Origin of the sequence: Nocardioides sp. (assembly GCF_004803405.1) — a bacterium.
Classification (GTDB): domain Bacteria; phylum Actinomycetota; class Actinomycetes; order Propionibacteriales; family Nocardioidaceae; genus Nocardioides; species Nocardioides vastitatis.
Genome location: NZ_SSXI01000022.1, coordinates 20,640 through 34,890, shown reverse-complemented (window position 1 = coordinate 34,890; position 14,251 = coordinate 20,640). Strand labels below are relative to the sequence as shown.

At 70.8% G+C, this 14,251-nt stretch carries 10 protein-coding genes; 2 read left to right on the top strand and 8 right to left on the bottom strand.

What is annotated here, in order from left to right; all coding sequences use genetic code 11:
- A partial coding sequence (locus E7Z54_RS01865; RefSeq protein ID WP_168798115.1) for a LysR family transcriptional regulator occupies window positions 1-596 on the bottom strand: 596 nt, incomplete at its 3' end.
- Window positions 597-672: 76 nt separating this feature from the next.
- Between E7Z54_RS01865 and E7Z54_RS01860 the strand changes: the two genes are divergently transcribed.
- Window positions 673-2,007, top strand: coding sequence for an FAD-dependent oxidoreductase (locus tag E7Z54_RS01860; protein WP_136431209.1), 1,335 nt, complete (start codon window positions 673-675; stop codon window positions 2,005-2,007).
- A 153-nt stretch (window positions 2,008-2,160) separates the two neighbouring features.
- Here the strand turns inward: E7Z54_RS01860 and putP are convergent, their stop codons facing one another.
- The 4 genes from putP to E7Z54_RS01840 form a co-directional block, all read right to left on the bottom strand.
- Window positions 2,161-3,675: a sodium/proline symporter PutP gene (putP, locus tag E7Z54_RS01855; protein WP_136431207.1), complete on the bottom strand. Its 1,515-nt coding sequence runs from the start codon at window positions 3,673-3,675 to the stop codon at window positions 2,161-2,163.
- 87 nt (window positions 3,676-3,762) lie between these two features.
- Entirely contained in the window at window positions 3,763-7,020 is a 3,258-nt protein-coding gene (locus E7Z54_RS01850; protein WP_136431206.1) for an NAD-glutamate dehydrogenase domain-containing protein, read from the bottom strand.
- Window positions 7,021-7,024: 4 nt separating this feature from the next.
- Complete coding sequence (gene pruA, locus E7Z54_RS01845; protein WP_136431204.1) at window positions 7,025-8,656, bottom strand: L-glutamate gamma-semialdehyde dehydrogenase; 1,632 nt, start codon at window positions 8,654-8,656, stop codon at window positions 7,025-7,027.
- Window positions 8,657-8,701: 45 nt separating this feature from the next.
- Window positions 8,702-9,559, bottom strand: coding sequence for a proline dehydrogenase family protein (locus E7Z54_RS01840; RefSeq protein WP_346763527.1), 858 nt, complete (start codon window positions 9,557-9,559; stop codon window positions 8,702-8,704).
- 225 nt (window positions 9,560-9,784) lie between these two features.
- Here E7Z54_RS01840 and E7Z54_RS01835 point away from each other — a divergent pair, with 225 nt between their 5' ends.
- Window positions 9,785-10,954: a PucR family transcriptional regulator gene (locus tag E7Z54_RS01835; RefSeq protein WP_206055955.1), complete on the top strand. Its 1,170-nt coding sequence runs from the start codon at window positions 9,785-9,787 to the stop codon at window positions 10,952-10,954.
- 173 nt (window positions 10,955-11,127) lie between these two features.
- Here the strand turns inward: E7Z54_RS01835 and E7Z54_RS01830 are convergent, their stop codons facing one another.
- The 3 genes from E7Z54_RS01830 to E7Z54_RS01820 are packed head-to-tail and all read right to left on the bottom strand — an operon-like array spanning window position 11,128 to window position 14,181.
- On the bottom strand, window positions 11,128-12,090 hold the full coding sequence (locus E7Z54_RS01830) for an aldo/keto reductase (RefSeq protein WP_206055954.1): 963 nt from the start codon (window positions 12,088-12,090) through the stop codon (window positions 11,128-11,130).
- A gap of 29 nt (window positions 12,091-12,119) precedes the next feature.
- On the bottom strand, window positions 12,120-12,737 hold the full coding sequence (locus E7Z54_RS01825; protein ID WP_136431198.1) for a class I SAM-dependent methyltransferase: 618 nt from the start codon (window positions 12,735-12,737) through the stop codon (window positions 12,120-12,122).
- Window positions 12,738-12,747: 10 nt separating this feature from the next.
- On the bottom strand, window positions 12,748-14,181 hold the full coding sequence (locus E7Z54_RS01820) for an MFS transporter (protein WP_136431196.1): 1,434 nt from the start codon (window positions 14,179-14,181) through the stop codon (window positions 12,748-12,750).
- Window positions 14,182-14,251: the final 70 nt, after the last annotated feature.

Below are 14,251 nucleotides of genomic sequence, written 5' to 3'. Positions count from 1 at the left end.
AGCGTCGCGGCGGTGACCCGGCGGCGCGGCCGCGAGGCCCATGGATGGGTCGGCCCCACCACCACCACCAGCTCGTCGGTGCCCACCAGACGGCGATGCAGGCCGCCGGGCGCGTCCGGACCCTCGACGAAGCCGAGCGCGACCTCCCCGGCCGCGACCAGCTCGGTGACCCGAGCGCTGTTGGTGGCAGTCATCGTGATCTCGGTGGGCTGCAGCCCGCGCTGGGTCTGGTGACCCCGCAGCCCGACGAGCCAGCCGGGCAGCATGTGCTCGGCGATGGTGAGGCTCGCTGCGATCGCCAGGTGCCCCCGACGGTCCGCGCGGAGCGCGGTGATTCCGGCGTCGAGCTCGTGGGCGGCCTCGAGCACCCGGCCCGACCACTCGACGAGGAGCTCGCCTGTCGGGGTGAGCTCGGATCCCCGTTTGCTGCGGGCGACCAGCGGTTCGCCGACGAGCGACTCCATGGTCCGCACCCGGGAGGACGCCGCCTGCTGGCTGATGCCGAGCTCGGCCGCCGCCGCGCCGAGGCTCCCGGCGCGCGCGACGACGACGAGCAGCTCCAGGGCCCGTAGGTCCGGGACGTGGGATCCCAACACAGTCACAACCCTACCTTGTGAGAACCCAAGCGGGACCTCGTTCTCCCGCGCCGCCCGACGTCAGAGACTTCTCGGTATGACTCTTCGCGTTGCGATCGTGGGCGGTGGACCGGCCGGCATCTACGCCGCCGACCTGCTCACCAAGTCCGAGACCCCGGTCTCGGTCGACATCCTGGAGCGACTCCCTGCGCCGTTCGGCCTGGTTCGCTACGGCGTCGCACCGGACCATCCGCGGATCAAGGAGATCATCAAGGCCCTGCAGCGGGTCATCGGCCATCCGGACGTCCGCTTCCTCGGCAACGTCGAGTACGGCGTCGACGTGAAGCTCGAGGACCTGCGCGAGTTCTACGACGCCGTCGTCGTCGCGACCGGTGCCATGAGCGACCGCGCGCTCGGCATCCCCGGCGAGGAGCTTCCGGGCTCCTTCGGCGCGGCCGACTTCGTGTCCTGGTACGACGCCCACCCCGACGTGCCGCGGTCGTGGCCGCTGCACGCGCGGGAGGTCGCCGTACTCGGTGCCGGCAACGTCGCCCTCGACGTGGCGCGGGTGCTCGCCAAGACCGGTGAGGAGATGCTCTCGACGGACATCCCCGATCACGTCTATCTGGGCCTGGCGGCCAAGCAGGCCACGGACGTGCACGTCTTCGCACGGCGCGGACCGGCCTACGTGAAGTTCTCGCCGCTCGAGCTGCGCGAGCTCGCCCACTCCCCCAACGTGGACGTGATCGTGCACCCGGAGGGGTTCGAGGTGGACGACGCGAGCATGGAGCACATCGCGAAGAACCGTCAGGCCAAGATGGTGCTCGACACGCTGGCCAACTGGGTGGGTCGCGAACCGTCCGGCAAGCCGCACCGGATCCACCTCCACTTCCTGGAGCAGCCGGTCGAGATCGTCGGGGACGACGGCGCTGTCGGCGCGCTGCGCACCGAGCGCACCCGCCCGGTCGGGGACGGCTCGGTCGAGGGCACGGGCGAGGTCACCGAGTGGCCGGCGCAGGCGGTCTACCGCGCCGTCGGCTACCGCAGCACGCCGTTGCCGGGCCTGCCGTTCGACGACCGCAACGCCGTCATCCCCAACGACGGCGGCCGGGTGCTCGACCTCGACGGCGCGCCGATCGCCGGGACCTTCGTCACCGGGTGGATCAAGCGCGGTCCGGTCGGCCTGATCGGCCACACCAAGAGCGACGCGGCGGAGACGGTCGCGCACCTGCTCGCGGAGACCACGCTCACCGCCCGTTCGCGGGACCGGAAGGACGTCGATGCCTACTTCGCCGAGCGCGACGTCGACGTGGTCACCCACGAGTCGTGGGAGCGGATCGACCAGCACGAGATCGCGCTGGGCGAGGCCGCCGGCCGGATCCGGATCAAGGTCGCCGAGCGCGAGGAGATGCTCCGCGTCGGACGCGGCTGAGCCACCCAGGAGACCCGCGCGACGATGCGGGCCCGACCCTCGGCAACCTGACTGAGTGGCTGGCGATTGGCTGGTCCTTCAGGCGAGCGACGACTGCCACGGGACACATCGGCGCCCAGCGATGACCGCTGGGCGCCGACGGTGGTCTCGGGTCTACCCGACCGCGACCTTCTCCGGCGACGCCGGCGCATCGCGGTCGAGCAGGCGGATCGCCTCGTCGAACTCCGCTTCGATGCGCGGGTCCGGCCGGTAGGTCAGCAGGCTGACGACCACGGTGACGATCGCGCTGAGCACGAATCCGGGAAGGATCTCGTACATCCGGGAGCTGAGCGCCTCCACGTTGCCCCAGGCGATGACCGTGACCGCGCCGGTGACGAGGCCGGCGAGCGCACCCGTGGCGGTGAGCTTCCTCCAGTAGAGGGAGAGCAGGATCACCGGGCCGAACGACGCCCCGAAGCCGGCCCAGGCATAGGCCACCAGCTCCAGCACCGTGCCGCTCTTCTGCCAGGCCAGCGCCGCAGCGATCACGGAGACCCCGAGCACTGCGAGTCGACCCAGCATGACCAGCTGCCGGTCGGAGGCGTCGGTGCGCAGCACCGCCTTGTAGAGGTCCTCCACGAGTGCCGAGGACGTGACCAGAAGCTGGGAGGAGATGGTGCTCATGATCGCCGCGAGGACCGCGGCGAGCAGGATGCCGGCGACGAGCGGGTGGAACAGGATCTGGCCGAGCGCGATGAAGATCGCCTCCGGGTCGCTGAGGCTGGCCTCCGGGTGCTGCTCGAAGTAGGCGATGCCGACGAGAGCGGTGCCCACGGCGCCGAAGAGGCTGATGAGCATCCAGCCGATGCCGATGCGACGGGCGCTGGCAGCCTCACCGGCCGAGCGGAGCGCCATGAAGCGCACGATGATGTGCGGCTGGCCGAAGTAGCCGAGCCCCCAGGCCGCGGCCGAGACGACACCGAGCCCGGTCGCGCCGGCCAGCAGGCTGAGCCGGTCGGGGTCCACGGCGCGGATGCTCGCCGCCGTCTCTCCGAGACCGCCCGTGGCGAACACGCCGACGACGGGAACCATGATCAGGGCGACCAGCATGATCGTGCCCTGGACGAAGTCGGTGTAGGAGACCGCGAGGAACCCTCCGAAGAGGGTGTAGGCGACCACGACACCGGTCACGATGAGCATGCCCAGGTGGTAGCCCGAGCCGAAGGAGCTCTCGAAGAAGACGCCGCCGGCAACCATGCCGGAGGACACGTAGAAGGTGAAGAACAGCAGGATGATCGAGCCGGACGCGACCCTGAGCAGCCGCGAGGTGTCCTTGAGACGGTTCTCCAGGAAGCTCGGCACGGTGATCGAGTCACCGGCCACCTCGGTGTACGTGCGCAGGCGCGGGGCGACGTACTTCCAGTTGAGCCATGCCCCCACGGTCAGCCCCACCGCGATCCAGCCCTCGACGAGGCCGGCGGCGTAGATGGCACCGGGGAGGCCGAGCAGAAGCCAGCCGGACATGTCCGACGCACCGGCGCTCAGCGCACTCACCATCGGGCCCAGGCCGCGCCCGCCCAGCATGTAGTCGCCGAGGTCCGTGGTGCGGAGGTAGGCCCACCCTCCGATCGCCAGCATGGCCGTCAGGTAGATGAGCAGTGCTAACAGCTGGTAGTTCTGGTCTGACATTCGTGCTCCTTGGCTTCGAGGTTCCCGTGACGTTAGGGGGTGACGCGCGTCACCCGCGGCGCACAGATGTCCGAAGATCGGACCTAGTTATGCGACAGATGTCCAACGGGGCGCCGGGTGCACTCCGCCCGCCGTCAGCGGGACGTGCGTTCCGCTCACCATGCTGGCGAGCTGTCGCACGGCCACCGAGAGGGTGGTCACCGAGGCCGGCGACACCTGAGCGATCTCGGTGAGAATGAGGCGGGACCGGGCGATGCGGGACCGATTGGCGTCCTCCCACTCCGCGATCGCCTGCTCGACGGAGTGGTCCTCGCCCGCCTGGGCCATCACGTCGGCGCACAGAGCACGCACGGCGCGATAGATGTCGCTGCGGAGCAACAGCCGCGCCTGCGTCTCCCATCGGTCCCGCTGCGGCAGCGCCGACACCGCACTGAGCAGGTGGTCGACATCGAGGTGGGCGTTGAGCCCGTAGTAGAGCCGGGCCGCGAGGTCGGGCTCCACCTCGAGCTGCCGAGCCAGGTCCACCACGTCGAGCAGGCAGAAGCGGTGCAGCAGCGTCATCGCCTCCCGCGCCTGCTCCGGATCGGCGCCCAGCGCCGTCGCGGCAGCCGTACGCCCCGCCACGATCGCAGCGTCGGTGCCGACCAGCAGACCAGGCAGCCGGGGTGCGAGCGCCGTCACGGCGTCCCGGTAGCGAGCGGTCTCCGCTGCGACAGCGACCGGCTGCGGCCGCTGGGCGAGGAGCCAACGCGTGGCCCGCTCCATCAGTCGGCGGACCTCGCCCGTCAGCACGTTCGCGACCAGCGTGGTGCCCGCGGAGCGTGCCTCACGCAGGAGTGCGGCGACATCGAAGATGTCGTACGCGGCCGCGTAGGCGCGGACGACGTCGGCCGTCGAGGCTCCGGTGGCCTCCGAGATGCGGAAGGCGAAGGAGATCCCGCCGGAGTCCACCAGCTCGTTGGTCAGCACGGTGGCGAGGATCTCCTTGCGCAGCGGGTGCTGCGCGATGGCCTCGGGGAAGCGTCGCCGCAGCTGGGCCGGGAAGTAGTCGAGCAGCCGGCCGGCGAACAGGTCCTCGTCGAGCACCTCGGACGACAACAGCTCCGCCTTCATCATGAGCTTGACGTGAGCCGCCAGCGTGGCGAGCTCGGGTGAGGTCAGTCCGGTGCCCTCCTCGGCGCGACGATCGAGCTCATCCTGACCGGGGAGCGCCTCCAGCTGCCTGGCCAGGGCGCCCCTGCTCTCCAGATGAGCGATCAGTCGGGCATGGACGCCCACCAGCTCCACGGCACGATGCCGGGCCGTGCCCAACAGGTCGTTCTGGGCCCGGTTCTCTGCGAGCACGAGCTCGACGACGTCGTCCGTCATCTCCGCGAGCAGTGCGTCCCGCGCCGGCCGGTCCAGCGCGCCACTCGCGACCACCGAGTTCAGCAGGATCTTGATGTTGACCTCGTGGTCCGAGCAGTCCACTCCGGCCGAGTTGTCCCATGCGTCGCTGTTGACGACGCCACCAGCGTGCGCGAGCTCGATCCGACCGCGCGGCGTGACACCGAGGTTGCCGCCCTCGACGACGACCCGGGCTCGCACCTCTCGCGCGTTCACCCGCACGCCGTCGTTCCCCTTGTCGCCGACGTCGAGGTGGGACTCCGTCGCCGCCTTCACGTAGGTGCCGATGCCCCCGTTCCACAGCAGGTCGACGGGCGCCCGGAGGATGGCCTTGATCAGCTCCTGGGAGGATGACGCTGTCGTCCCGGCGGGCAGGCCCAGGGCCAACGCGGCCTGGCGGCTGACCGGAACGGACTTGGCTGTCCGCGGCCAGACCCCACCCCCGGCGCTGATCAGTGCCGGGTCGTAGTCCGCCCAGCTCGAACGCGGCAGGGCGAAGAGCCGCGCTCGCTCGGCGTGGGACCGCTCGGGGTCGGGGTCGGGGTCGATGAAGATGTGGCGGTGGTCGAACGCAGCGACCAGCCGGATCCGCTCGCTGAGCAGCATCCCGTTGCCGAAGACGTCGCCGCCCATGTCGCCGATCCCGACCACGGTGATCTCGTCACGGTCAGCCTCGATGCCGAGCTCGCGGAAGTGGCGCCTGACGCTCTCCCACGCACCGCGAGCGGTGATCCCGACCGTCTTGTGGTCATAGCCCGTCGACCCGCCCGACGCGAAGGCGTCACCCAACCAGAATCCCCGCTCCTCCGCGACGGCGTTGGCCACGTCGGACAGGCCGGCGGTCCCGCGGTCAGCAGCCACCACCAGGTAGGGGTCGTCACCGTCACGACGCACCACGCGCTCGGGAGGCACCACCTCCCCTGTCGTGACGTCGAGATCGTCGGTCACACCGAGCAGCGCGGACACGAACGTGCGGTAGCAGCTCGCTCCGTCGGCACCCTTCGCCACGAAGACGCCTTTGGCACCGGCGGGCACGATGATCGCGTTCTTCACCATCTGGGCACGGACCAGGCCGAGCACCTCGGTCCGGTAGTCCTCGGCCCGGTCCGACCAACGCAGACCACCGCGGGCGACCCGGGAGTACCGCAGGTGCGCGCCTTCCACGTCGGGACCGTGGACGAAGATCTCGTGCAGCGGCCGAGGCTCCGGCACCTCGGGGATCGACCGCGAGGCGAGCTTGAGCGTGATCGTCGACGCCGGCCGACCGGACCCGCTGATGCGAAAGAAGTCGGTGCGCATGGTGGCGAGGACCAGCGCGAGGTAGGCGCGGAGGATCCGGTCGTCGTCGATCCCGGAGACAGCCTCGATGGCTGCTCGCGCCTCCCTCTCCAGCGCTGCCGCCTCGTCCGCACTCGCGCGGTCCGGATCGAGCAGGCGCACGAACAGCTCGACCAGCAGGCCCGTGGTGCCGGCATGCCGCTCGAGGACCTGGACGACCTGAGCCGGACCGAAGGGCAGACCCACCTGCTTGAGGAAGCGGGCGTAGGCGCGCATCAGCGCCGCCTCGCGCCAGCTGAGGCCGGCCCGGGCGACCAGGAGGTTGAACGAGTCGACCTCCACGAGCCCGTCCCAGGCCGCCCGGAACGCCTCGACGAGGAGACCTGGGTCGGCATCGGGAGCGGCCGGCTCCAGTCGCACCCGGAACTCATACACCCACGCCACGGCACCTTCGCGCACCAGACAGTGCGGGTGCTCGTCCAGGACGACGAGGCCCAGGCTGTGCAGCAGCGGCAGCACCTCGCTCAGCGAGGCGGGCTCACCGGCGACATACAGGGTGAAGATGCCCGCCTCGCCGTCGAACTCGGCGTCCATCCCGCCCGGCGACAGGGCGTCCAGCCGGGCCCCGAAGCCGGTCAACCGGACCGTCGAACCGGTGGTAGCGCTCGGTTCCCAGCCCACGGCTTCAGACGACCATGTGCGGGTAGCGGTGGTCGGTCGCCGGCACGAAGGTCTCCTTGATCGCCCTCGGGGAGGTCCAGCGCAGCAGGTTCAGCGGCGAACCGGCCTTGTCGTTGGTGCCGGAGGCGCGCGAGCCTCCGAACGGCTGCTGCCCGACGACTGCGCCGGTGGGCTTGTCGTTGACGTAGAAGTTGCCGGCGGCGAAACGGAGCTTCTCGCTCGCCCAGGCGATCACGCCGCGGTCCTGCGCGATCACCGCGCCCGTCAGGCCGTACGGCGCCACCGACTCCATCTGTGCCACGACCTTCTCGAAGTCGCCGTCCTCGTAGACGTGGACGGCGAGGATCGGGCCGAAGTACTCGTCGCGGAACACCTCGTCCGCCGGGTCGTCGACCACCAGGACGGTCGGCCGCACGAACCAGCCCTCGGCGTCATCGTAGGTGCCGCCTGCGACGACCTCGATGCCCGGCGCGGCGTGCGCCCGATCGATCGCCGCCTTGTGCCGTGCGAACGCCCGCGCGTCGATGACGGCTCCCATGAAGTTCGACAGGTCGGTCACGTCGCCGACGGTCAGCGCCTCGGTCTCGGCGACCAGCTCGTCGCGCATCCTCGCCCAGACGCTTCGCGGGACGTAGGCGCGCGACGCGGCCGAGCACTTCTGGCCCTGGAACTCGAAGGCACCCCGGATCATGGCCACGCGCAGCACCTCCGGGTCCGCGCTCGGGTGGGCGAGGATGAAGTCCTTGCCACCGGTCTCGCCGACGATCCGCGGATAGGTGCGGTAGGACGCGATGTTCTCGCCGACGGTGCGCCACAGGTGCTGGAAGGTCGGCGTGGAGCCGGTGAAGTGGATGCCGGCCAGGTCCGGATGGGTCAGCGCCACCTCGGAGACCGCGAGGCCGTCACCCGGGAGCATGTTGATCACGCCCGGCGGGAGGCCGGCCTCCTCGAGCAGCCGCATGGTCAGGTGCGCCGCGAGCTGCTGGGTGGGCGACGGCTTCCACACCACCGTGTTCCCCATCAGCGCCGGCGCGGTGGGGAGATTGCCTGCGATCGCGGTGAAGTTGAAGGGCGTGATCGCATAGACGAAACCCTCCAGTGGCCGATGGTCGAGCCGGTTCCACACGCCCGGCGCGTTCGCACTCGGCTGCCCTGCATAGATGTCCCTCGCGTAGCCGACGTTGAAGCGCCAGAAGTCGACCAGCTCGCACGCGGAGTCGATCTCGGCCTGGATCGCGGTCTTCGACTGCCCGAGCATGGTGGCGGCGTTGAGGGTCTCACGCCAGGGCCCGGCCAGGAGGTCGGCCGCCTTGAGGAACACCGCGGCGCGCTCGTCGAAGCTCAGCGCCCGCCAGTCGGCTGCGGCGTCCGACGCTGCGGTGATCGCGGCCGCGGCGTCGTCCTGGGTCGCGTTCTGGAGGACGCCCAGCACGTGAGCATGGCGGTGCGGCTGGACCACCTCGATCGCGGAGCCGCCACCGGCGCGCTGCTCCCCACCGATCGTGGCGGTGAGGTCTTGAGGTTCTGCCGCCAGCTCCTTGAGCTTCTGCTCGAGGCGGGCGCGCTCCGGAGCGCCGGGGGCGTAGTCGCGAACCGGCTCGTTGACGGGAGCCGGCACATGAGTCACTGCATCCACGGGTGGTGTCCTTTCGGTGGTCTGACGTCGTCGGGGTGGTGGTCGTCAGCGGCTGACGAGGGAGCGGAGGAAGAAGGCGACGTTCGCGGGCCGCTCGGCCAGGCGGCGCATGAAGTAGCCGTACCAGTCCTCGCCGTAGGGCACGTAGACGCGCATGGTCTCCCCCTCGGCGACCAGCCGGCGCTGCTCGGGAACGCGGATCCCGTAGAGCATCTGGAACTCGTAGGTGTCCGCGGTCCGGTCGTACCGCTCGGCAAGGTCGCGCGCGATCGCGATCATCCGCGGGTCGTGGCTGGCGACCATCGGGTAGCCGGCGCCGGCCATGAGGAGCTTGAGACCGCGCACGTAGGCGAGGTCGACGTCGCGCTTCGCTGCGTACGCCACGGACGCGGGCTCGGCGTAGGCGCCCTTGACGAGCCGAACGCGGGAGCCGGCGTGGCTGAGGTCGCGCAGGTCGCCCTCGGTCCGGCGCAGGCAGGACTGCAGCACCGCGCCGACCCACGGGAAGTCGGCGCGGAGGTCGCCCAGCACCGCCAACGTCGAGTCGACGGTCGTGTGGTTCTCCATGTCGAGGGTCACGGTGGTCCCCGCCGACGATGCGGCCGCGCAGATCGCCCGTGCGTTGTCGAGCGCCACGGCGTGGCCGTCAGCCGGCAGCGCCTGACCCACGGCGGAGAGTTTCAGGGACACCTCGGTGCGCGATGCGAGCCCGAGGTCGGCCAGGCGACCGAGCAGCCGGACGTAGGTGTCCCGCGTGGCGCTCGCCTGGGCCCGGTCGAGGGTGTCCTCACCGAGGTGGTCGATCGTGACCGCTCGACCGGAGCTCACCAGGTCGTCGGTCGCGTCCAGGACGTCGCTCATCTGCTCCCCGGGCACGAAGCGGTCGATGAGGTTGCGCGACATCGGTGCCACCGACACCGCTCCTCGGACGCCTTCGCTGCGAGACGCGCGGAGCAACAGGGGACCGAGCATGAGAACCTCCGGGATGTGATCTGGGCAACTCCCCGCAACGTACGGCGGCGGCATCGGGCAGCACCCGAGACAACTGCCAGACGTTGGTGCAAGATCTGTTAGACATCTGCTCAATCCCGCTGCAAGATGCGGAGTGGAACCCATCGGAGGCAGCGGATGAGACCCGAGCTCCAGGACATCGCCGACGAGGTGTCCCGGCTCCTGCAGCGCCCGGTCACGCTCGAGGACCGGCACTTCAACATGGTCGCCTTCGGCTCGCATGGTGAGGAGATCGACGACATCCGGCAGGACTCGATCCTGCAGCGTCGCTCCTCGGCCGACGTGCGCAGGTGGTTCGAGCAGTTCGGGATCGCGACCAGCGACGAGCCCGTGCGTACCCCCGCGTCCCCCGACCAGCGGATCCTGCCGCGCCTGTGCCTGCCTGCTCGCTGGAACGGCGTCACCTACGGCTACCTGTGGGTGCTCGACGATTACCACGACGTGGACGAACCGCGCGTCGCAGCCGCCATGCGGCTCGCCGAACGCGCCGGAGCGCTGATGGCACAGCAGTCCCGGGCCCGGGACGTGCTCGAGTTCAAGCTGCAGGACCTGCTCTCGCCTGATCGCGAGTCCGCGGAGCAGGCCGCCGACGAGATCGACCAGCAGGGCATGGTCCGCCGGGGGGTGCCGATCAGCGTGCTCGAACTGCGGGTGACCAGCCCGCCTGCGGGGACCGGTCCCGCGCCGGCCGTGCCGATCAACCTCTGGAGCCTGCCTCGCTCCGTGCTGGCGACCGCGAGCGAGAGTGAAACCACCCTGCTGGTGCCCGTGCCGGGTGGGGACCTCGCCCCCGCACTCGACGTCGCCCGGCGCGTGCGCGACCTGTACTCCGAACGGCTGGACGCTCGTGACCGCGAGCACCTCGTGGTGGGTGTCGGGGGCCCGCGGCCTGACCTGGCGGATGCCCGCGCGAGCTGGCAGGAGGCACGGCTCGCGAGCCGTGTGTGCGCCGCCGTACCCGATGTCCGGCCGGTCGCCGTGTGGCCCGAGCTGGGCGTCTACCGACTGCTGGCCTGTGGCCCGGACAGCGCGCTCGCCGGGGCGGTCCTCGACGAGGCCGTCGTCCGACTGCTGGAGTACGGCGACGCGGAGCTGATCAGGACGGCGGACTCGTTCCTGCAGCACGCCGGCAACGCGCAGCAGACCGCGAGCGCACTCAACGTGCACCGACAGACCGTCTATTACCGGCTCCAGAAGATCGAGCAGGTCACCGGGCTGGATCTCAACCGCGGCGATCACCGGCTCCTGCTGCACCTGGGGCTGACGTTCGCGCCCCTGCTCCGCTGACCGGGCGACTGCTGTCCTCGGTCACTCTGACGCGGCGGCAGTGGCTTCAGCCGACGAGTGGTAGACACGACCCGGGGGAAGGCCGTACGACGACCTCGGCAACCGTCACCATCCGCGTCGGACGCGGCCGAGCCGCCGACCGCCGGTGGGCGCAGCGATGACCGCCGGTCAGCTCAGGGCACCGGCTTGCCTCGGGCGGCGGTGTAGAGGGTGTACCACTGGACACGTGTCATGGCCGCGGCGACGGACTCCGCCTGCGCGCAGGCCCGGATCCGGTCCGGGTTGGTGGTGCCCACGACCGGCGCGATCCGCGCGGGGTGCCGCATCAGCCAGCCGAGCACCACGGCCTCGGGCGTGACTCCCAGATCGGCGGCCATCCGCGCGACCAGCGCGGCGGTCGCCGCGGTCCGCCCGTCGACAGCCGATCCGCCGGTGTAGCGCCCGGCTGCCAGGGCCCCCCACGCCTGGAGCTCGATGCCGCGCCTGCCGCAGTGCTCGAGCATCCCGTGCGGGAAGTCCGTGCCGACGTTGTCGGGGTGGTTGACCAGGACCGCCGAGTCCACGAAGCCGTGTCGAGCGAGGCTCATCTCCAGCTGGTTCGCGACGAGCGGGGTGCCCAGCGCGTCCTGGAGCGCGACGAGCTGGGCCGTCGACATGTTGGACGCGCCCACGTCGCCGACCAGGCCGTCCCGCTGCAGCTCGGCGACCGCGCTCGCGACCTCCACCGGCTCCCACAGCGGATCCGGCCGGTGCAGCAGCAGCACGTCGAGCCGCTCCACTCCGAGGCGCTCGATGCTCCCGAGCACGCCCTCCCGGATGGCGACCGCACCGAGGTCGTAGTGCCCGACGACGTCACCCGCAGCCAGCCGGATGCCGACCTTGCCCTGGATCCGGATCCGCGCCCGCAGCTCGGGCGCCCGGCGCAGGACCTCGCCGAAGACAGACTCGGCACTGCCACGACGGTAGATGTCGGCGTGGTCGAAGCGGCCGATCCCGCTCTCGACGGCCGCCGCGACGGCTGCCTCCGCCAGATCGACCTCCCGGGCGCCGTACCGGCCGTCCTCCCAGGACCCGCCGAGCCCCATGCAGCCGTAGATCAGGCGCGAACCCGGACTCTCCTCATCCAGCACCTGCATCCCGCCAGCCTAGGGTCCCGGACCGCCGGTCAGGCCGTGGCGACGCCCAGCTTGTCGGCACCCAGCACCTTCGGGGCACCCTCCTCGTAGAAGACGTCCACCTCGGTGATGGTGAAGCCGGCCGCCTCGATCGCGTCGAGGATCGGTCGGGTGAGGTGGCACCCGCCCAGGACGCGCTTCTGCACGGGTTCGAGACGCCGTTGCCACCGTGCGACCGACTCGTCCGGCGCGAGCCCGTGCTCGACGAAGTGCAGGGTTCCGCCGGGTCGCAGCACCCGTCGCACCTCCGAGAGGGCCGCGGCCAGGTCGGGGATCGTGCACATCGTCCAGGTCGAGAGCGCGCAGTCAAACGAGTCGTCCTGCAGCGGCAGCGCCTGACCGTCCATTCCCACGCGCTGGACCGGCACCGCGCTGGCCTCCACCCGCGCGGAGGCCAGGCTCCAACCGACGTCGGACGGCTCGACGGCCGCCACCCGGGAGACCGTCGCCGGGTAGTGCGGCACGTTCAGCCCCGAGCCGAACCCGATCTCGAGGACCTCTCCGGACAGCCCCGCGCAGACCCGCTTCCGCAGCGGCCCTTGGGCCGGTCCCATGGCGCACCCGACGTTGACGATCCTTGGCAGGACCTGTTCGCGGTAGATCCCCATCGCGTCTCCTTCAAACAGGCTCCACAGTGCTCTCACGCCGCACCGGCTGTCCAGCCGCATCCAGTGAGCCCCGCGACATGACCGGCACCCACAGCGCCGAGAGCGCACCGAGGACCGACAGCGCTGCGGCGACCCCGAGGGCGGGGCCGAACCCGTCGGTGAACGCGCGCACCGAGCCGTAGCCGCCGGCGCCGGCGAACACCGCCACGCCGGCAGCGATCCCGAAGACGCCGCCGAGCTCGCGCATCATGCTGTTCGCACCGGCCGCCTTCCCTAGCTCGGCGTGGTCGACGGACCCGACGACCGCGGTCTGGACTGCTGGCATGGCCATCGACGCTCCAGCACCTGCCACCACCAGCGGCAGCACGAGGGCGCCGTACGACGTCTCCGGCGCGGCGGCGACGGCGACCCACGCTAGTCCGACCGCTTGGAGGGACAGACCGGTCACCAGCAGCGGCCGCTCCCCTATCCGGTCCACCAGCGCACCCGCGACGGGCGCACAGAAGAACAGGGTCGCCGTCCACGGCAGCAGGCGCAGACCTGCGTCCAGCGGACCGTGTCCCTGCACGATCTGCAGGAACTGGGCGAGGAAGAAGACAGCGATGAACAACGACGCGAAGGTGAGGAAGACCGCCGTGTTGCCCGCAGAGAAGGCCCGTGACCGGAAGAACCGCATCGGCAGCATGGGGTTCGATACCCGGTTCTCCCACACGACGAAGGAGACCAGCGCCACCACGCCGCCCACGAGCGCGACCAGCACCTCGACGCTCTCCCATCCAGCGACGTTGCCACGCACCAGCGCCCACACCACACCGAACGCGCCCGCGGTCACCAGCACCACGCCGCCCAGGTCCAGGCGCGTATCCGGGCCGTGGCTCTCCCTCAGCATCCCGAGCACGAGCGGGATTGCCACCAGGCCGACCGGCACGTTGAGCCAGAAGATCCACTGCCAGTTCAGGCCCTCGGCGATCGCGCCGCCGACGAGCGGGCCGAGCGCCACCGCAAGGCCGACCATGCCCTCGAGGACACCGATCGCCGCGCCCCGGCGGTGCGACGGGTAGGCCGCGCTGACCAGCGCCAGCGACAGGGTCATCACCAGCGCAGCGCCGACGCCCTGCACGGCCCGGGCGACGATCAGTGCGGTGACGTCTGTCGACAGGGCGCAGGCGGCGGACGCCCCGACGAACACGACGAGGCCGACAGCGAACATCCGCCGGCGACCGAACCGGTCACCCACGCCGGCGGCGGTCAGGAGGAGCACGGCGAAGCTCAGGTTGTACGCGTTGACGGTCCATTCCAGCTCTGCGACGGAGGCGGACATGTCTCTACGGATCGTGTCCAGGGCGGTGGACACGACGAGCGTGTCCAGCGCCGTCATGAACGACGCCACGGTGGCGAGTGCCAGGGTCCAGCGCTGTATCGATCGCTCGGGTCGACTGCTCATCGACGTTCCTCCTCGGGTGGGCATGCCGGTACCTACCGAGCGCGAGGCCCGAACTCATCGATGAGTTTCG

What these genes read in the sequence shown, in the direction of transcription:
- E7Z54_RS01860 (WP_136431209.1), top strand. Translation starts at nt 673, where the DNA reads ATGACTCTTCGCGTTGCGATCGTGGGCGGTGGACCGGCCGGCATCTAC.
- E7Z54_RS01835 (WP_206055955.1), top strand. Translation starts at nt 9,785, where the DNA reads ATGAGACCCGAGCTCCAGGACATCGCCGACGAGGTGTCCCGGCTCCTG.
- E7Z54_RS01820 (WP_136431196.1), bottom strand. Translation starts at nt 14,181, where the DNA reads ATGAGCAGTCGACCCGAGCGATCGATACAGCGCTGGACCCTGGCACTC.
- E7Z54_RS01825 (WP_136431198.1), bottom strand. Translation starts at nt 12,737, where the DNA reads ATGGGGATCTACCGCGAACAGGTCCTGCCAAGGATCGTCAACGTCGGG.
- E7Z54_RS01840 (WP_346763527.1), bottom strand. Translation starts at nt 9,559, where the DNA reads ATGTCGCGCAACCTCATCGACCGCTTCGTGCCCGGGGAGCAGATGAGC.
- E7Z54_RS01830 (WP_206055954.1), bottom strand. Translation starts at nt 12,090, where the DNA reads ATGCAGGTGCTGGATGAGGAGAGTCCGGGTTCGCGCCTGATCTACGGC.
- putP (WP_136431207.1), bottom strand. Translation starts at nt 3,675, where the DNA reads ATGTCAGACCAGAACTACCAGCTGTTAGCACTGCTCATCTACCTGACG.